At 60.5% G+C, this 18,474-nt stretch carries 17 protein-coding genes; 9 read left to right on the top strand and 8 right to left on the bottom strand.

Features of this window, described 5'->3' with window-relative positions; translation table 11 throughout:
* Window positions 1–19: 19 nt before the first annotated feature.
* Both AC2D8U_RS18845 and AC2D8U_RS18840 read left to right on the top strand, forming a co-directional pair.
* Window positions 20–628 carry a thiol:disulfide interchange protein DsbA/DsbL gene (locus AC2D8U_RS18845; RefSeq protein WP_484620627.1) on the top strand — a complete coding sequence of 203 codons (609 nt, stop codon included), beginning with the start codon at window positions 20–22 and terminating at the stop codon, window positions 626–628.
* A gap of 154 nt (window positions 629–782) precedes the next feature.
* Entirely contained in the window at window positions 783–986 is a 204-nt protein-coding gene (locus tag AC2D8U_RS18840) for a DUF1107 family protein (RefSeq protein ID WP_484620626.1), read from the top strand.
* 79 nt (window positions 987–1,065) lie between these two features.
* On the opposite strand, the gene AC2D8U_RS18835 is transcribed toward AC2D8U_RS18840, so the two are convergent.
* Window positions 1,066–1,287, bottom strand: a complete 222-nt coding sequence (locus tag AC2D8U_RS18835; RefSeq protein WP_484620625.1) for a cell division protein ZapB — start codon at window positions 1,285–1,287, stop codon at window positions 1,066–1,068.
* A 173-nt stretch (window positions 1,288–1,460) separates the two neighbouring features.
* On the opposite strand from AC2D8U_RS18835, the gene AC2D8U_RS18830 reads away from it, so the two are divergent.
* The 4 genes from AC2D8U_RS18830 (at window position 1,461) to hisC (ending at window position 6,148) form a co-directional block, all read left to right on the top strand.
* On the top strand, window positions 1,461–2,678 hold the full coding sequence (locus AC2D8U_RS18830; RefSeq protein WP_484620624.1) for an acyltransferase family protein: 1,218 nt from the start codon (window positions 1,461–1,463) through the stop codon (window positions 2,676–2,678).
* A gap of 75 nt (window positions 2,679–2,753) precedes the next feature.
* Window positions 2,754–3,497 (top strand): glutamine amidotransferase-related protein, encoded by a 744-nt coding sequence (locus tag AC2D8U_RS18825; RefSeq protein WP_484620623.1) that lies wholly within the window; start codon window positions 2,754–2,756, stop codon window positions 3,495–3,497.
* A 230-nt stretch (window positions 3,498–3,727) separates the two neighbouring features.
* The gene (locus AC2D8U_RS18820) at window positions 3,728–5,083 is read left to right on the top strand and encodes a YjiH family protein (protein WP_484620622.1); all 1,356 of its coding nucleotides are present in this window, start codon (window positions 3,728–3,730) and stop codon (window positions 5,081–5,083) included.
* A gap of 12 nt (window positions 5,084–5,095) precedes the next feature.
* Window positions 5,096–6,148, top strand: a complete 1,053-nt coding sequence (gene hisC / locus AC2D8U_RS18815; RefSeq protein WP_484620621.1) for a histidinol-phosphate transaminase — start codon at window positions 5,096–5,098, stop codon at window positions 6,146–6,148.
* On the opposite strand, the gene AC2D8U_RS18810 is transcribed toward hisC, so the two are convergent.
* Window positions 6,142–6,525, bottom strand: coding sequence for a DUF2784 domain-containing protein (locus tag AC2D8U_RS18810; RefSeq protein WP_484620620.1), 384 nt, complete (start codon window positions 6,523–6,525; stop codon window positions 6,142–6,144). The two genes, hisC and AC2D8U_RS18810, sit on opposite strands and share 7 nt — an antisense overlap.
* A 50-nt stretch (window positions 6,526–6,575) precedes the next feature.
* Window positions 6,576–7,475, bottom strand: a complete 900-nt coding sequence (gene ilvY, locus AC2D8U_RS18805; protein ID WP_484620619.1) for an HTH-type transcriptional activator IlvY — start codon at window positions 7,473–7,475, stop codon at window positions 6,576–6,578.
* 174 nt (window positions 7,476–7,649) lie between these two features.
* Between ilvY and ilvC the strand changes: the two genes are divergently transcribed.
* From ilvC to AC2D8U_RS18790, 3 genes are all read left to right on the top strand, one after another.
* A complete protein-coding gene (gene ilvC / locus AC2D8U_RS18800) occupies window positions 7,650–9,131 on the top strand; it encodes a ketol-acid reductoisomerase (RefSeq protein WP_484620618.1) in 1,482 nt (493 codons plus the stop codon).
* 156 nt (window positions 9,132–9,287) lie between these two features.
* The gene (locus tag AC2D8U_RS18795; protein ID WP_484620617.1) at window positions 9,288–10,070 is read left to right on the top strand and encodes an HDOD domain-containing protein; all 783 of its coding nucleotides are present in this window, start codon (window positions 9,288–9,290) and stop codon (window positions 10,068–10,070) included.
* A gap of 158 nt (window positions 10,071–10,228) precedes the next feature.
* Complete coding sequence (locus AC2D8U_RS18790) at window positions 10,229–10,969, top strand: MBL fold metallo-hydrolase (protein WP_484620616.1); 741 nt, start codon at window positions 10,229–10,231, stop codon at window positions 10,967–10,969.
* A 716-nt stretch (window positions 10,970–11,685) separates the two neighbouring features.
* On the opposite strand, the gene prpF is transcribed toward AC2D8U_RS18790, so the two are convergent.
* From prpF to AC2D8U_RS18765, 5 genes are all read right to left on the bottom strand, one after another.
* The gene (prpF, locus tag AC2D8U_RS18785) at window positions 11,686–12,879 is read right to left on the bottom strand and encodes a 2-methylaconitate cis-trans isomerase PrpF (RefSeq protein WP_484620615.1); all 1,194 of its coding nucleotides are present in this window, start codon (window positions 12,877–12,879) and stop codon (window positions 11,686–11,688) included.
* 110 nt (window positions 12,880–12,989) lie between these two features.
* The gene (gene acnD, locus AC2D8U_RS18780; protein ID WP_484620725.1) at window positions 12,990–15,593 is read right to left on the bottom strand and encodes a Fe/S-dependent 2-methylisocitrate dehydratase AcnD; all 2,604 of its coding nucleotides are present in this window, start codon (window positions 15,591–15,593) and stop codon (window positions 12,990–12,992) included.
* 116 nt (window positions 15,594–15,709) lie between these two features.
* Entirely contained in the window at window positions 15,710–16,831 is a 1,122-nt protein-coding gene (gene prpC, locus AC2D8U_RS18775) for a bifunctional 2-methylcitrate synthase/citrate synthase (protein ID WP_484620614.1), read from the bottom strand.
* Window positions 16,832–16,859: 28 nt separating this feature from the next.
* Window positions 16,860–17,744, bottom strand: a complete 885-nt coding sequence (gene prpB / locus AC2D8U_RS18770; RefSeq protein ID WP_484620613.1) for a methylisocitrate lyase — start codon at window positions 17,742–17,744, stop codon at window positions 16,860–16,862.
* Window positions 17,741–18,406, bottom strand: coding sequence for a GntR family transcriptional regulator (locus AC2D8U_RS18765; RefSeq protein WP_484620612.1), 666 nt, complete (start codon window positions 18,404–18,406; stop codon window positions 17,741–17,743). The genes prpB and AC2D8U_RS18765 overlap by 4 nt, the downstream gene beginning before the upstream one ends.
* Window positions 18,407–18,474: the final 68 nt, after the last annotated feature.

Raw genomic sequence — 18,474 nt, 5'->3', positions numbered from 1 at the left:
TAATAATTGAGTATTAATCATGAAAAAGCTGCTATCCATTGCCTTCGCCCTGGTGATCGCCCCTATGAGCGTCTTTGCCGCTGACTTTAAGGAAGGCACCCACTACACCACCTTCAATCAGGCCCCGAGCAACGGTACGCCGACGGTGACTGAGTTTTTCTCTTTCTATTGTGGGCACTGTTACAACTTCGAGAAGAGCTTTGTCGGCCCGATCAAGGCGGGTTTGGCGGAAGGCGTGAAGTTCGAGCAACACCATGTGGACTTCATCGGTGGCCCAATGGGGATCGAGATGACCCGCGCATTTGCCGTCGCTAAGGTGTTGAAGGTGGAAAGTCGCATCAAGCCGGCGATGTTTGCTGCCATCCATGATGCCAAGAGAAACTTCGCGACTGCTCGTGACGTAAAGGCCCTGTTTGCCGATAACGGCATCTCCGAAGCGGACTACGATAAGGCCGCAGCCAGCTTTATGGTCAATGCCATGATGAAGCAGTGGAAGAAGGCTCAGACTGAGAGTGGGATCCGGGGCGTACCGGCCATGATGGTCAATAACAAGTACCTGGTGGATACCGGCTCGGTCGGCAGCCTGGATGAGTTGAGTGAACTGCTGAACTATCTGGCCGCACGCTAAAGGCATTTTGGCCATTCGGTGATCAGGCCAGTACCGTCAAGATGGGGAGACACTGGCTCCCCCGGTTTCTGGCTGCCGATGCTTGCCCGTTTTTAATAAGGTGGATATTTTGTCTGACTTCAGGGAAGAAGTGCAAAAGCCTAAGGATTTACCCGTGAGAGAGTTTCCCATTTATGCGCCGCGTATTATCGCCAAGCATGCACGGATCTTCCGCGACGGTGTCGTGGAGATCAAAGATCTGGGTCAACTGGAATTTCGCAACGGACGCTTTTTGATGCCAAGGGAGTGTCGGCCCAACTTACGTGAAGTGATCGCAGAGCTTAATGAGCTGTTGCGGCCACCGGTGGCGCCGGCGTAAGCGCGACGATAGGCACCAAACAAAAAGGTGGGCATGGCCCACCTTTTTCGCGTCTGGAATGGCGCTTTGCGCCCTAGGATCAAGCCTCTTCCGACAACTTGCCCAGCAGGCCCTGGATCTTGCTGTTCCAGGTGGCTAGCTGCTGTTTCAACGCTTCGTTTTCCCGTTGCAGGTTGTCACGCTCCTGCGCCAGCTCAGTTCCACGCAACTTTTCCTCTTCGAGTTCCAGTTGCATCAGCTCCATGGTTTCCAGGGCGTTGTGCACCCGGGATTCCAACTTTTCAAGTAACTCCAGGCTCATAGGTCAGTCCTTACTTCCAATTGAGTGCCGATTCTAGCAACCTCCTCCGGCCTGGGATATGCCTGGCTGGAGGCAATTCACCGAGTCCGTCATGCTTTGCTTAAACTCTGAGCGATCCGGCGGTTTTCCCAGCTTTGCTTATAGTTAATACTCCAATTCCAGTGGGAGCCGTCATGTCCCCCTCACTCAGTCAAAGGATCGCCGCCCTGCGCTGGCTTTTGATCGCCGGCCTGGTGTTTGTCCATTTTGGCCGTCTGCCAGGTTCCTCTGCCAACCCCTTCCGGGGGCTGTCCGGTTGGGACAACGCGCTGCCGGAGTTGCTCAACAGTGCCACCCTCTATCTATTCTTTGCGGCGGTTCCCCTGCTCAGTGCCATTTCGGGTTTTCTGATGGGGGTACGGCCCCCCTTTCGCTATGGTCAGGCCGTGGGCAAGCGGGTGCGCACCGTCGCCTTGCCTTCCCTGATCTGGCTGGTGCTGTGGCTGCTGCTGGGAAGCGTATTCGTCGCCATCCTGGGCTGGTCAGTCGAGGAGCGGTTTGTGGACTTTTTTGCTCAGCCGATGGATAGCATGCGTATCGTCCAGGCGCTGACGGGGTTCGATTTTTCCGCGTTGCCTGCACTGCTTGAGAGTGAGAGCCTCAAGGCGCTCTATTTTAATTTTAAAAAGCTGTCCGAAGTGCCGGTGGCGCAGCAGTTCTGGTTTATCCATGATCTGCTACTGACGGTACTTCTTGCTCCCCTGATCTTCGCCTGGGTCCGAGGGTTGCGCTGGTGGGGGGTCTTGCTCCTCATTCCATTGTGGCTTTACGGCTTGGTGCCCCCCGGCTTCTTTCGGTTCAGTGTGCCGCTTTTTTTCACCCTGGGCGTTGCGGCGGCCCTGTTGGGCCCCCCCGTTGGCTGGCGATGGGTTCAACACCGGGCCGGCAGGGTCTGGCCCCTGTTATTGCTGTTTTTAATCGCCCTGCGCGTTCTCCTTCCGGTGACCCAGCAGCCCCTGGGCAGCATGCCCTATGAGCATCAACTGGAGTGCGGGATCCGGATCCTGGGGGTGCTCAGTTTCTGGCACTGTGCCCTGTGGGTCCAGCAGCAGTGGCCACAACTGCTGGACTGGTTGGCACGCCAGGGAAGCTGGGCTTTTTTCCTGTTCGCCGCTCACTACCCTCTGGTAGTCGGGATCAAATGGGGGATGGCGCAGTGGCCGTCGAGCCAGGCGGCTCCGGGTCAGATCGCGATCTGGCTGTTGGCTCCCCTGCTCACCATTATTCTGTGTGGCGGGCTGGCCCGTGCACTGGATCGTTATTGTCCCCGGCTCTTTGCCTGGCTCAACGGCCAGCGCCGCCTACAGCAGATCGGGCAGAGGGGATCGGTGATTGCCACATCCGGTGGATGAACTGAGGTTTGTTTCGAGATCTTTGGCAGGGTATAACAGAAGTTATGCATCGGGGATCATAAGGATAAGATCACAGTGGGACGTGCCAGAGACGAGTTGAAGCTGCTGCTGTTGCAGATCCGGGAAAATCCCAAGACCCGAGATGAGGAGTGGCGCAGTTTCGCCCGCTTTTGCGGCCTGGCTCCGACACAGATCGCGATCCTCAATGTCTTCGATACCCCCAGCTTCGACTCGAATCAATTGGAGGGCATCCATGGCTTGCTGGTGGGCGGCTCCTCCGAAGCCAGTGTACTGGAACCGGAACGCTACCCCTTTATCGAGCCTGCCATGGCCCTGTTGCGCCACTGCATCGACATTCGCCTGCCGGTGTTTTGCTCCTGCTTTGGTCACCAACTGGCCGTGAAGGCCCTCGGGGGCCGAGTGATCCGGGACGAGGGCGAATTCGAGATGGGCACCCCGCCCATCTTTTTGACCGAGGCGGCCCGCAGCGATCTGCTCTACCATGATATGCCCGATAGCTTTGCCGCAGTCAGTGTTCACCGGGAGCGGGCCACCGAGGTGCCGGTCGGCTGTACCCTGCTGGCCTATACCGAGCCCTGTACTCACAGCTTCAAGGTCGACCAGGCACCGTTTTGGACCACTCAGTTCCATCCCGAGGTGGATAAGCCCGTACTGATCGAGCGCCTGACCCAATTTGCCCACCATTACACCGATGGCGCGGATCATCTGCAGCAGGTGCTCGACAGTGCCCGGGACACGCCCCTCTCCAATGACCTGTTACGGCGTTTCGTCGACCGGGTGCTGCTGGCCGAGCATTGAATGGTCCAGGGGGAGCGTGACCACTGAACTCCCCCAATGTAATGACTGTGATCCAGTCCCTCTCTGTCTGCCAAATTTGATGCCGATCTCCATTGTGCAAAATAATTCATTTTAATTGAGTTTTTAGTCACTTCTGGGCTTTACATCTTCGTGCTTGGCTTTACAATCCTCAGTGCATAATTAGTCAGTATAAATAATTAAAACATCATGGTTTTTAGGGAGTATCCAGGATGACGAGCCCAATACCGATGGCGGTGATGCCATCAGCCAAGTCTGCTTCCGTGTGGAAGTTTCTCTTTGCTTCGTTGCTGGGGGTAGCTCTTTTCCTTGTCCCCCTCGATCTGGGCAACGGCAGCACCATCGCGGTTGCCGCCCTGGCCAGCTGGCTGAAGGCCAGCATGGCCCCACTGTTGGCTGAGCTGATCACTTTCGTCGCGGTCAGCTCCGCGGTCCTGGGCCTGGGGTATCGTTTTGTGGGGGCGAGCGGATCTGAGCTCAGCCAGATCTTTTACGCCTCCTGGGGCTGGCTTTTGCTGCGGGTACTGGGCGCCGCCGTGGCGGTGATGGTGTATATGCAGGTTGGACCGGATTGGCTGGCCGGGCAGTATACCGGTGGCACCATGGTCAATGAGCTGGTACCGACCGTGATGACCCTGTTCCTGGCGGTGATCTTCCTGCTGCCACTGCTGACCCAGTACGGCATCATGGAGTTTGTCGGTGTATTGATCGCCGGACTGTTTCGTACCCTGTTCCGGCTGCCTGGCCGGGCGGCCATCGATGCCATGGCGTCCTGGTTTGGCGCGGCGCCAGTGGGCACCCTGGTGACCACCCAGCAGTATGAGCAGGGCCACTACAGCAAGCGGGAAGCGTTGACCATCATCAGCTCCTTCTCCCTGGCGTCGGTTGCCTTCTGTTTGCTGATTGCCACCATCCTCGGGGTGGAGGGACAATTCCCCCTGCTCTATCTCTCTATCGTGGTGGTGTCCCTGGTCTTGGCCATGGTGATCCCAAGACTGCCGCCGCTGCGGAACATGGCAGACAGTTATGAGCCCGGTGCCCAGCCCGCGGCCACTAAGCCTGAACACCTCTCCCGCTTCCAGTGGGCCCTGGCCCAGGCAGCACAGCGGGCAGAGCAGGCCAAACCCGTACCGGCCCAACTCAAGGGCAGCGGACTGGCCCTGGCGGATCTCTGGTTTGGTCTGATACCAACGGTCATTGCCATCGGTACCCTCTCCCTGGCGGTGGCGGAGCACACCCAGATCTTCCAATGGATCTCCTACCCCTTCTTCCTCTACCTGGAGCTGTTGGCCATACCGGAAGCGGCGCAGGCGGCCCCGGCGATGGTGGTCGGCTTTGCCGATATGATCCTGCCTGCCGTGCTGGGCAAGGGGATCGAGAGTGAATTGACCCGGTTTGTCATTGCCGGCATGGCGGTGGTGCAGGTGATCTACCTGTCGGAGATCGGCGCCATCATTCTTAAGTCTAAAATTGGGGCGAACATCGGCCACCTTGCAGCGATCTTCCTGCTCCGGAGCGTACTTGCCTTGCCCCTGTTTGCCGCCATTGGCCATGTGATGATCGGATAAGTGAGTGCTTCTATGACAAACAAACACAACACCCTGGCCTGTCCCCATATCGATCATCTGGAGCCCTACATGTCGGCCCGTCGGATCGGCGGCGCGGGCAATGTCTGGCTCAATGCCAATGAACTGCCCTTTGCCCGTGCCCCCATGAACCTGGATCCCTCCGAGTATCACAGGTACCCGGATCGTCTGCCGGATCAGGTTCAGGCGGCCTACGCCGAGTGGGCGGGCGTGCCGGCGGACCGGGTGCTGGCGCTGCGAGGGGCGGACGAGGCGATCGATCTGCTGGTACGAGGGTTTTGCCGGGCCGGGCAGGATAGGATCCTGATCAGCAGCCCAACCTACGGCATGTACGAAGTGTGCGCCAACATTCAGGATGCCGAGGTGGTGGACTGCCCCCTGACCGAGGAATATCAGCTGGATATCCCGGCCATGCTGGATCAGGACGTCAAATTGGTGTTCATCTGTAACCCCAATAATCCGACCGGAAATACCTTCTACCGGGACGATATCCTCACCCTGCTGGCGCATTACCGGGACAGGGCGCTGGTGGTGATCGATGAGGCCTACATTGAATTTTGCCCGGAGCAGACCCTGGCGGATCTGCTGGACGAGCACCCCCATCTGGTGGTGATCCGCACCCTGTCCAAGGCCTTTGGCCTGGCGGGGGTGCATGTCGGTTTTGCCCTGGCTAATCCCATGGTGATGTCGGTGTTGTTGAAGATCGCCGCCCCCTATCCGCTGGCCGATCCCTGTGCACAGATCGCGCTGGCGGCCTTGCAGGCACCGGGGATCAGCCTGATGCAGGCGGAGGTGGCGGAGATCATCGGGATCCGGGAGTCGTTCCGCACTGCGGTGAGTCAGCTGCCCGGCGTCCTCCGGGTGCATCGCAGCCACACCAACTTTGTCCTGGTGGAGTTTGATGTGGTGGATCAGGCCTGGCAGGCACTGGCAGCGGCGGGGATCGTGGCAAGGCAAAGCCCCCATCATCGCATGACCCATGCCATCCGCTTCAGCATCGGCACGGCGGCCGAGATGGATCAGGTGATATCGGCCTTGAGTCAGTGACGGGGCGGCCAGCGCCACCAGGCCAATAGGATCAGAGCCAGGAACAGGCTATAGGCCAGTACGAAAAGCCATTCGGGGGCGGAGTAGTAGAGCAGGCGCTCCAGCCAGTGGGCGACGAAGCTGCCGGGGTAGCTGTCGTCCCCGGCCTTGCGGCGCAGCGCCTGCTCCCACAAGGTCAGGGGGCAGATCTGCCCCAGCCAGGCCTGGGCAACCACCACGGCCATCGCCAACAGATGCAGCCAGCGAAAGCCGGGGTGGCGGATCCAGGTCCACTGCAACCAGCCTCCCAGACCGATCAGTGCGAGCCCCAGAGTGACGAAGCACACCAGCAGGGTGTGGAGCAGTAGCAACAGATCGGCCAGCAGAGCGTAGAGCATGGGAGGTCCGGAACGGGGGCGATAATGTGAGTATATCCCTTAGCCTGGCATCAGGTTTCGGGGATCACCGAGGCCATAAAGGCATCGAGCAGGGGCTCATGACGCCGCTTACTCAGGCAGCCTATCCCCAGATAGAAAGGGGGGATCTCACCGGGCTGGCTCAAATGACGGATCCGCTCTTTGAGCGGGCTGTTATCGATCACCACCTGGGGGGCGATCCCGATACCACAGCCCAGGGCCACCATGCTGATCAGGGCTTCGTGGCCGGCCACGGTGGCACTGATCCTGGGTTTGCCGGCACGCTTGTGTCGAAACCAGCTCTCCAATCGACGCCGGGTCTGGCCGTGCTCTGGCAGGATCAGCGGAATGCGGGACCAGTCGGGCTCCGGGGCCAGCAACTGTTGCTGCAGGGGACAGGGACCGATGGCCGAAAAGTTGGGGGCGATGATCGCGACCGGCACCTGGCCCAGGTTCTTGAAGTGGAACTGGGCGGGCAGTTCGCCATCACTGGCGGCAATGGCCATGTCGGCTTCTCCCTGCTTGAGCCGCTCCAGTGCACTGGCGGCATCGCCGGTGACCAACTGGATCTCCACCCCTGGGTGTCGTTGGCGGAAGGGATCCAGCACCATCGGCAGGTGGCTGTAGGCGGCCGTGACCGAACAGTAGATCTTAAGGGTACCGCTTAGGGCCTGATCCGGCTTGGACAGGGCCTGTTTTAGCTCCTGCCACTGGGCCAGCTGGGTGGCCGCAAACTGCTTGCAGCGCTCGCCCGCGGGGGTCAGGCTGACACTGCGGTTGTCCCGCTGCAGCAACTGGGCCCCCAACTCCTGCTCCAGCCTTTGAATGGAGCGACTCAGGGCCGAGGGACTGACATGATTGGCCTCGGCGGTGCGGCCGAAGTGCAGGCTCTGGGCCAGATGATAAAAGAGTTGTAGTGATTTGAGGTCCATTCGGTCCCATCCCCTTGTGCCGCCGACATCGTTGCACTTATTGCAACGCTTCATTGTGAATATATCAATTTATGCAACGGAATGCCTGTCGTATGCTGGGCCCAACGATCGACACGACGGTCACTTTTTTCTGGGCTTTGGCCCGAACACAGACAGCAGTACACGGAGTACATCATGGCTAACTATTTCAATACCTTGAGCTTGCGCGAGCAGTTGGCGCAGCTGGGCAAATGTCGTTTTATGCAGCGTGAGGAGTTCAGCAACGGCTGTGACTTCATCAAGGATTGGAAAGTGGTCATCGTAGGCTGTGGAGCCCAGGGCCTGAACCAGGGCCTGAACATGCGTGATTCCGGTCTGAACGTGGCCTTTGCCCTGCGTGAAGCCGCCATCGCCGAGAAACGCCAGTCCTACATCAACGCCACCGAAAACGGCTTTGAAGTAGGCACCTACGAAGCCTTGATCCCCCAGGCCGATCTGGTCCTGAACCTGACCCCGGACAAGCAGCACACCTCCGCCGTTAACGCCGTGATGCCGCTGATGAAGCAGGGTGCGACCCTCTCCTACTCCCACGGTTTTAACATCGTTGAAGAGGGGATGCAGATCCGTGACGACATCACCGTCATCATGGTGGCGCCCAAGTGTCCAGGCACAGAGGTGCGTGAAGAGTACAAGCGTGGCTTCGGTGTACCGACCCTGATCGCCGTTCACCCTGAGAACGATCCCCAGGGCTTCGGTTGGGACGTGGCCAAGGCCTACGCCTCCGCCACCGGTGGCGATCGTGCCGGCGTCCTGGAGTCCTCCTTCATCGCCGAAGTGAAATCCGATCTGATGGGCGAGCAGACCATCCTCTGTGGCATGCTGCAGACCGGTGCCATCCTGGCCCACGAGCAGATGGTGGCCCAGGGCATGGACAGCAACTACGCCGGCAAACTGATCCAGTACGGTTGGGAGACGGTAACCGAAGGCCTGAAACACGGCGGCATCACCAACATGATGGATCGTCTGTCCAACCCGGCCAAGATCCGCGCCTTTGACATGGCCGAAGAGCTGAAGGGGACCCTGCGTCCGCTGTTTGAAAAGCACATGGATGACATCATCGAGGGTGAGTTCTCCCGCACCATGATGGCGGATTGGGCCAACGACGATGCCAACCTGCTGAAGTGGCGTGAAGAGACCGCTGAGACCTCTTTCGAGCAAGCCAGCGCCTCTGACGAGCCGATCGCCGAGCAGGAGTTCTACGATCGTGGGATCTTCCTGGTGGCCATGATCAAGGCCGGCGTCGAGCTGGCGTTTGAAACCATGGTTGCCGCCGGCATCATCGAAGAGTCCGCCTACTACGAGTCCCTGCACGAGACCCCGCTGATCGCCAACTGTATCGCCCGTAAGAAGCTGTACGAGATGAACGTGGTGATCTCCGACACCGCCGAGTACGGTAACTACCTGTTCAGCCATGCTGCGGTACCTATGCTGCGTGACTTCGCTGGCAAGCTGACCCTGGAAGAGATGGGCCAGGGCCTCAAAGACACCAGCAACGGTGTCGACAACGTGCGCCTGATTGAGGTGAACGAGGCGATCCGCAACCACCCTGTGGAAGTGGTGGGTAAGGAGCTGCGTGGCTACATGACTGCCATGAAGCGCATCGTTGAAGCGGGCTAATGGCCTAAGCCACCGAAAACACCGCCTCCGGGCGGTGTTTTTTTATCTGTGATCTGGCTTAAGAGGTTTGGTTGCCTTTGAATTTGCCGGTTTTTTCATCCGTGTCCATACTTTCCTTGTTCGATGCCCCGTGACTTACCAACAAGGATGATAACAATGGAACTGTCCCGGCTATTTGCCAATCCCACCCAGATCCCCAGCCTGCCGGAAACGGTACAGAAATTGATGGTCGAGATGGATCGTGCCGACGCCGATCTTATGGTGATCGCCAAGTTGATCGATCAGGATCCCGGCCTCTGCCTCAAGGTGCTGCGCATGGCCAACTCCGCCCACTTCGCCGGTGCCCGTCAGATCGCCAGCATCAATGATGCGGTGATCATGCTGGGTCTGGCCCAGGTGCGGATGCTGGTGCTGGCGGGAGGAGTGCAGGCGGCCTGTCAAGATGTGCCCCACCTGGCCCTGGAGGAGTTCTGGAGCAGCAATATGAAGATCGCCCAGATCAGCCGAGTGCTGGCCAAGGAGGCAAGGGTGAATGCCGATGAGCTGATGACCAGCGGCATGCTGCACAGCATAGGCCAGCTGCTGATCCACCTGATCCTGCCCGAAGATGCCAAGACCCTGCTGGCGATGGAGCACAGTGGCATGGAGCGGTCGGAGGCGCAAACGCGTCTGCTGGGCTTCCACTATGGTCAGGTGGGGGCCAAGCTGGCTAGCCTTTGGAAGTTTCCCAGCGTCCTGGCCGATGCCTGCGAGCATCACGTCTACCCCGAAAAGGCGCCGGATCCTCTGGTGCGCTCGGCGGCCCTGGTGGCCCTGTCCCGGGGGATGGTGCTGTTTCCCCAGGGGCCGGAGTCAACCCAGCAGGAGCTCGAACGCCTGGCAGCCCTGGCGGGTTTGCCCAGCAGCGCCTTTGAGCCTTTGTTGACGAGTGATGCCTGACGTTTTTTCTTGGGCAGCCTGCCATCCAACGGTTGCCGTCGGTCTAACAAGCGTTGCGAGGGGCTAAGACCCTTGCCATGCTGAAGGGAGTGGCCCTGTGGGTCGGGGGATCCATTCGACCCGCCGGGTAACTTTTCTTCGGCTTGAGAGAGAAGACGATGGCTTATACCTTCCCCCCCGCCCAGCCTCACGGTGCCCTCGAGCCCGTTTTCCCCGACATCTATCTGATCACCGGAACCGTGGCGATGGTGGCCCCCGTACCGATGCGTTTTAGTCGCAATATGGTGGTGATCAAACAGGGTGAGGCAGTGATCCTGATCAACTCGGTGCGGCTGGACGAAGCGGGGCTGAGTCAGCTGGAGGCCCTGGGGCGGGTGAATCATGTGATCCGCCTGGCGGGGTTTCATGGCATGGACGATCCCTTCTATCGGGAGCGATATGGCGCCAAGATCTGGTCCGTGGATGCACCCTATGTGAAGGGCTTTGATCTCAAGGCCAAGCCCTACTTTTGTGCCGACGAGGTGCTCGAGGATGACAGCGTCCTGCCCATCGAGGGGGCGACCTATTTCAACTTTGACAGTTGCCAGTGTGGCGAGGGGTTGATCCGCCTGCCCATTGAGGGCGGCGTCCTGATCAGCGGCGACAGCCTGCAGAACTGGGCCGGGCCCGATCCCTACTTCAACTGGCCAGCGCGTCTGCTGATGCGAATGATGGGCTTCTTCAAAACCTGCAATGTCGGACCGGGCTGGGTGAAAGCCGCCAAACCCAGTGCCGCCGAACTGCGGGCGATACTGGAGCTGAACTTTGAACACCTGCTGCCGAGCCATGGCAGCCCGGTGATCGGAGCGGCGTTGGAGAAGTTCCGGCCAGCGATAGAGAAGGCTGCGGCTGGGCGCTGACGTCCTCGACCCAGCTTCATGTTACGTAAAGCAGTGGCTTGGGATCGGCGTTCTCGCGCGGGGCGTCGAGATTGGGTGGGAACTGGATGATGTTGAAACCCCTGCCGAAGGGGACCCATCAATTGACGTTCTCTGCGGTCCGGTGGCGCATACGGCAAGATGATGCAGGATATCGAGTACACCCTGATCGTCGAGTAACGCTGGCGGTTTTCCGAGTAATAAGGCGGCCTTGGCCGCCTTTTATTTTTCTCTTGGGGGGGGCGGCATTGGAGTGCCGCTCTCAAGCGGGAATGCTAGGTTACGCCGCTGCGCGGCTAACCAACCCTACGAAAGGCTGGGGGCCAGCGGCTTTGGCTTTTGCTCTTTGGCCGACTCTGAGGCGCCGAACGAAGTGGATTGAAGTAAGGCCGAGGACAGGGACTGTCCGAGAGGCCCGCCAAGCCATGGGTGAAAGCCAAAGGCTTGAACGCTTAGGCATGGATGCCGTAGCCGGTCTTTATGATGCAGCAGGGACTGCTAAGTCATAAAGGCGCATCGGGCCGCTGCCGCAGCGCAGATCCGCGAGAGTGAGGAAACACGCCGAAGCTGGAGGCATAAGGGGAGTGGGGAGGGGCGAAGCCCCTCTCCTTGTCGTCGCCAACGCGACAAGGGAGTGTGGTGCCCCACAAATTTCCCACGGCGCAGCCGTCCGCAATTTCGCCGTGCGTCAGCACTGCCTATGCGGGCACCCGCACCCAACCCTCCATCAATACTCGAGCGCTGCGGCTCATGATCGCTTTTTTGGCAAGCCACTGACCGTCCACCTGCTCGGCTTCGGCGCCCACTTTCAGGGTACCGGAGGGGTGGCCGAAGCGCACTTCGCTGCGTGCCTGTCCGCCCGCCGCCGGCTCTGCGGCAAGGGCGACCAGGGTGCCGGGAATGGCGGCCGCGGTGGCGATGGCGACGGCGGCGGTGGCCATCATGGCGTGGTGCAGTTTGCCCATGGAGAGGGCTCGCACATTCAGATCGATCTCTGAGGTCGAGACCGCCTTGCCGCTGGCTGCGGTGTACGCCATCGGTGGCGCCACCCAGGCGAGCTTGGGGGTGTGACCCCGGCGGCTGGCGTCGCTGAGATCCTTGGCCAGGCCCATCTTGACCGCACCGTGCAGGCGAATGCTCTCCAGCTTGGCCAGCAGGGCTTCATCGTTGTTGACCGCTTCCTGCAGCTCGGTGCCGGTAAAGCCCAGCTCCTCGGCATTAAGAAAGACCGTGGCAATGCCGGCGTTGATCAGGGTGGCATTGAAGGTGCCGATCCCCGGGACTTCCAGGTCGTCCACCAAGTTGCCGGTGGGGAACATGCCGGGCTCTCCCGGCCTGGCGGCATCGACGGGGTCGAGAAATTCGATCTTCACCTCGGCAGCAGGGAAGGTGACACCATCGAGCTCGAAATCTCCGGTTTCCTGCACCTGGCCATTGGTGATGGGCACATGGGCCAGAATGGTCTTGTGGATATTGGCCTGCCAGATCCGCACCACGCAGACGCCGTTGTCGGGAATGCGTGCTGCGTCGACCAGGCCATTGCTGATGGCGAAGGCGCCGACGGCGGCGGTCTGGTTGCCGCAGTTGCCGCTCCAGTCGATCACAGGCTGATCGATGGAGACCTGGCCAAACAGGTAGTCGACGTCATGATCCGGCTGGGTGCTGGCGGACAGGATCACCGCCTTGCTGGTGCTGGAGCTGGCATTGCCCATGCCGTCGATCTGCTTGCCGTAGGGATCCGGACTGCCGAGCACCCGCAGCAGCAGGCTGTCACGGGCTTCACCCGGCACCTGGGCGGCTTCGGGCAGATCGGACAGTTTGAAGAACACGCCCTTACTGGTGCCGCCACGCATGTAGGTGGCGGGGACACGGATCTGGGGTTTAAAGCTCATAGAATTCTCCATAGGTTGCTAGGTTCTAGGGCGGGCTTCGCCCTGCTAGGTACTAGAAAAAGCCAGCGCAGCTCTTCCTAGCACCTAGTACCTAGGCTCTTTCCTAGTACCTAGCTCTGCGCCAAAAAGTCCTTGGCAAAACGTTGCAGCACGCCACCGGCTTCGTACACCGACACCTCGTCGGCGGTATCGAGACGGCAGGTGACCGGCACATCCAGGGTTTCGCCGTTGGCCCGATGGATGATCAGGGTTAACGTCGCTCGAGGGGTGCGCTCACCGATCACGTCATAAGTCTCGGTGCCATCCAGCCCCAGGGTCTTGCGGGTGGTGCCGGGCTGAAACTCCAGCGGCAGCGTGCCCATGCCCACCAGGTTGGTGCGGTGAATGCGCTCGAAGCCTTCGGCCACGATCGCTTCCACCCCGGCCAGACGAACGCCCTTGGCGGCCCAATCACGGGAGCTGCCCTGGCCGTAGTCGGCACCGGCGACGATGATCAGCGGCTGTTTGCGATCCATGTAGGTCTCGATCGCTTCCCACATGCGGGTCACCTTGCCTTCCGGCTCGATCCGCGCCAGGGAGCCCTGCTTCACCTCACCACTGTCGTCCAACACCATCTCGTTGAACAGCTTGGGGTTGGCAAAGGTCGCCCGCTGGGCGGTCAGGTGGTCGCCGCGGTGGGTGGCGTAGGAGTTGAAGTCCACTTCCGGTACGCCCATCTTCGCCAGGTACTCGCCGGCGGCGGAGCTGGCCAGGATGGCGTTGGAGGGGGATAGATGATCCGTGGTGATGTTGTCCCCCAGCAGCGCCAGCGGCCGCATCCCCTTGAGGGTGCGCTCGCCCGCTAGTGCCCCCTCCCAGTAAGGTGGACGGCGGATGTAGGTGGTTTGCGGACGCCAGTCGTAAAGGGGATTGATCTTGTCACCGTAGTCGACACTGAGATCAAACATCGGCTCATAGACCGCCTTGAACTGCTCCGGTTTGACGCTCTGGGCGATCACCGCATCGATCGCCTCATCGCTTGGCCACAAGTCCTTCAACGTGATGTCGTTGCCTTGGCTGTCCTGCCCCAGTGCGTCCCGTTCGATGTCAAAACGCACGGTACCGGCCAGGGCGTAGGCCACCACCAGGGGCGGTGAGGCAAGGAAGGCCTGCTTGGCGTAGGGGTGTATCCGGCCATCGAAGTTGCGGTTGCCGGACAGCACGGCGGTGCTGTAGAGATCCCGATCGATGATCTCCTGCTGAATTTTTGGATCAAGCGCACCACTCATGCCGTTACAGGTGGTGCAGGCAAAGCCGACGATGCCAAAGCCGAGCTTCTCCAGCTCCGGCAGCAGCTTGGATTCTTCCAAATAGAGCTGTGCCACCTTGGAGCCGGGGGCGAAGGAGGTTTTGACCCAGGGCTTACGGGTCAAGCCCAGCTCGTTGGCTTTCTTGGCCACCAGCGCGGCGGCGATCACGTTGCGCGGGTTACTGGTGTTGGTACAACTGGTGATGGCGGCGATGATCACCGCGCCATCGGGCATTAGCCCATCCGCTTCCTGGGCCTGGGCACTGGCCAGATCTTTGGCGATCCCGCGCTCGGCCAAGTCGGTGGTGGGCAGTCGACGGTGCGGATTGGAGGGGCCCGCCATGTTGCGACAGACGCTGGAGAGATCGAACCTGAGGGTGCGCTCGTACTGGGCGTCGACCAGATCATCTGCCCACAGGCCTGTAGTCTTGGCGTACTGCTCGACCAGGGCGATCTGTTCGGGCTCACGGCCGGTGATCTTCAGGTACTCGATGGTCTGCTCGTCGATGTAGAACATGCCCGCCGAGGCACCAAACTCCGGCGTCATATTGGCGATGGTGGCGCGATCCCCCAGGGTCAGGCTGCGAGCCCCCTCACCGAAGAACTCCAGGTAGGCGGACACCACTTTCTGCTCGCGCAAAAACTCGGTGATCGCCAGGACGATGTCGGTGGCGGTAATGCCCGGCTGGCGCTGTCCCACCAGCTCGACGCCGATGATGTCCGGCAGTCGCATCATGGAGGGGCGACCCAGCATCACGGTTTCCGCTTCCAGGCCACCGACGCCGATGGCGATCACCCCCAGGGCATCGATGTGCGGGGTGTGGCTGTCGGTGCCGACACAGGTGTCGGGGAAGGCGACGCCGTCGCGGGCCTGGATCACCGGTGACATCTTCTCCAGGTTGATCTGGTGCATGATGCCGTTGCCGGCGGGAATGACGTCGACGTTTTTAAACGCGGTCTTGGTCCACTCGATAAAGTGGAAGCGGTCTTCGTTGCGGCGATCCTCGATAGCCCGGTTTTTCTCAAAGGCGTCGGGATCGAAGCCGCCGTGCTCCACGGCCAGGGAGTGATCGACGATCAGCTGGGTCGGTACGACCGGGTTGACCTTGGCAGGATCGCCGCCTTGTTCGGCGATGGCGTCGCGCAGGCCAGCCAGATCGACCAGGGCGGTCTGGCCGAGGATGTCGTGGCAGACCACGCGGGCCGGGTACCAGGGGAAATCCAGATCGCGCTTGCGCTCAATCAACTGCTTGAGGGAATCTGTCAGGGCTTCCGGTGCGCAGCGGCGCACCAGCTGTTCGGCCAGAACACGCGAGGTGTAGGGCAGGGTGGCGTAGGCGCCGGGCTGTATGGCTTCCACTGCAGCCCGGGTGTCGAAGTAGTCCAGGGAGGTGCCGGCGAGGGCTTTACGGTATTCGGTGTTCATCATGTGTCGAACCCACTTTAATTTGATGAAGCGGGGCGGGATCGCGGCAACGGACTGTGCTGTCGCCGCGCCTCGCTTCAGACAGGCGAACGTGCGTTCGCCTCCAGCATTGTCTCTTACCGCTCCTGCAGTGCGGTGACCGGACGTGGCTCTGGGCCAGTGTAATCCGCGCTTGGGCGAATGATCCGGTTGTTGGCACGCTGCTCAAAGACGTGTGCGGCCCAGCCGGTAAGGCGGGAGCAGACGAAGATCGGCGTGAACAACTTGGTGGGAATGCCCATAAAGTGGTACGTCGAAGCGTGGAAGAAGTCGGCGTTGCAGAACAGCTTCTTCTCTTCCCACATCAGGGTTTCACAGGCCACGGAGACCTTGTACAGACGGTCATCGCCGAACTCGGCAGCCAGCTTCTCGGACCAAGCCTTGATCACCACGTTGCGGGGATCGGACTCGCGGTAGATGGCGTGGCCAAAGCCCATGATCTTGTCCTTGTTGGCCAGCTTCTGCTTGAGGGTGGCCACGGCATCCTGCTCATCCTTCATCTCCTGGATCAGCTCCATCGCCGCTTCGTTGGCGCCGCCGTGCAGTGGGCCACGCAGGGAGCCGATGGCACCCGTGATGCAGGAGTGGAGATCACTCAGGGTGGAGGCACAGACCCGGGCGGTAAAGGTGGAGGCATTGAACTCATGCTCGGCGTAGAGGATAAGCGAAACATCCATCACCTTGGCGTGCAGCTCAGAAGGGGCCTTGCCGTGCAGCAGGTGGAGGAAGTGGGCGCCGATCTGCTCATCGTCGGTTTCGGTGTGGATCCGCACGCCATCATGGCTGTAGCGATACCAGTAGCAGATGATGGAGGGGAAGGCGGCCAGCAGTCGATCGGTCTTGTCGGACTGTTCGGAGAAATCCTGCTCGGTTTCCAGGTTGCCCAGCATGGAGCAGCCGGTGCGCATCACATCCATGGGATGGGCGTCGGCGGGGATCTGCTCCAGCACGGTTTTCAGCGCCTGGGGCAGGCCGCGCAGCCCCTTGAGTTTGGTGCGGTAGGCCGACAGCTGTGCCTCGTTGGGCAGTTCGCCCTTGAGCAGCAGGTAGGCGACCTCTTCGAAGGTGACCTTTTCGGCCAGCTCGGCCACGTCATAGCCGCGGTAGGTCAGCCCGGAGCCGGATTTGCCCACGGTACACAGGGCGGTTTCACCTGCGCTCTGGCCTCGCAGGCCGGCGCCACCAATAGGTTTAGTCATTGTACAATCTCCTTATTGTTTTCAACCGTTAACCCTTGTTCTGAGCGAACAGAGTGTCGAGCTTGTCCTCGAAGCTGTGGTACTTGAGGAAGTCGTACAGCTCTTTACGGGTCTGCATGTTGTCGACCTGGCTGCGCTGGTGGCCGTCGGTCATCATCGCCTGGTAGACCTTCAGGGCCGCGGCGTTGGCGGCGCGGAAGGCCCCCAGCGGGTAGAGCACCATGTCGGCACCGGCTTCGAACAGGTCTTCTTTATTAAACAGTTCGGTCTTACCGAATTCGGTCATATTGGCCAGGATCGGCGCGTTCACCTGGGCCTTAAACTGGCGGTATTGATCCAGCTCGGTCAGGGCTTCGGCGAAGATCATGTCGGCCCCCGCTTCCAGGTAGGCCTGGGCCCGCTCGATGCCAGATTCAACCCCTTCACCGGCCACGGCATCGGTACGGGCCATGATCACGAAGCTTTCATCGGTACGAGCGTCCACGGCAGCCTTGATGCGGTCACACATCTCTTCGATGGAGACGCAGGCCTTGTTGGGACGGTGGCCACAACGCTTCTGGGCAACCTGATCTTCGATGTGTACGGCGGCCACGCCGATCTTTTCCATCTCCTTGATGGTGCGGGCGATGTTGAAGGCGCCGCCCCAGCCAGTATCGATGTCCACCAGCAGGGGAACGTCGGTGGCGGAGGTGATGCGGCCGGCGTCGATCAGCACATCATTGAGCGAGGTCATGCCCAGATCGGGCAGGCCGTAGGAGGCGTTGGCCACCCCGGCGCCGGACAGATAGATGGCCTGATGGCCCACGCGCTCGGCCATCAGGGCAAAGTAGGCGTTGACGGTGCCGACAATCTGCAGGGGTTTGGCCTCGGCCAAAGCGGTACGGAAACGTTGACCTGGGGTTGGGTGACTCATCCTGAAAACTCCTCCATTTTTTGCCTGAGTACCCGCTGGGTATGACGGGCTCCGGCTTCGATATGACGCCGCATCAGCAAGGCGGCCAGCTCACCGTCGCCATCTTTGATGGCGGCGAGGATCGACCTGTGCTGGGCCAGCGCCTCGAGGGGGCGGCGGCCACTGCTGCACTGATAGCGGTACATCTGTAACTGGTGATAAAGATCGCCGGTGAGGGTGGCGATCAGGGTATGGTTGCCACTGGCTTGAATGATGCCGAAGTGGAAGTCGATATCGCCCTGGAACTCGGTGATGGGCTGCTGGGAGAATACCGCCTCCTGGCGCTCCAGCAGCTGGTGCAGGGCATCCAGCTGGATCGGGCTGATCCGAGCGGCAGCCAGGCGGCAGGCCATGGCTTCCAGCTCGGCCCGAACCTGATACAGATCGGCCAGACGCTCCTCGGTCAGGCGTACAACCCGGGCGCCGACGTGGGGGATGCGTTCGATCAGTTTGCGTTGCTCCAAGCGTTGCATCGCCTCGCGCAGGGGACCGCGGCTGACCCCGTAGCGGGCGGCGATCTCCTGCTCGTTGATCTTGCTGCCCGGTTGCAGTTCACCGCCAATGATGGCGTGCTGCAGCTGGGTCAACATGTGATCTGCGAGGGTTTGTTGCCTGGTTTCCATGAGGATCCTTGCTCAACTGCACTAAAAGTGACCAACTGGAGGCAATGTGCGTGCATTTTGCTCAATTG

The sequence above is a fragment of the Ferrimonas sp. YIN67 genome (genome assembly GCF_057219095.1).
This window is presented reverse-complemented; position numbering and strand designations above follow the sequence as displayed.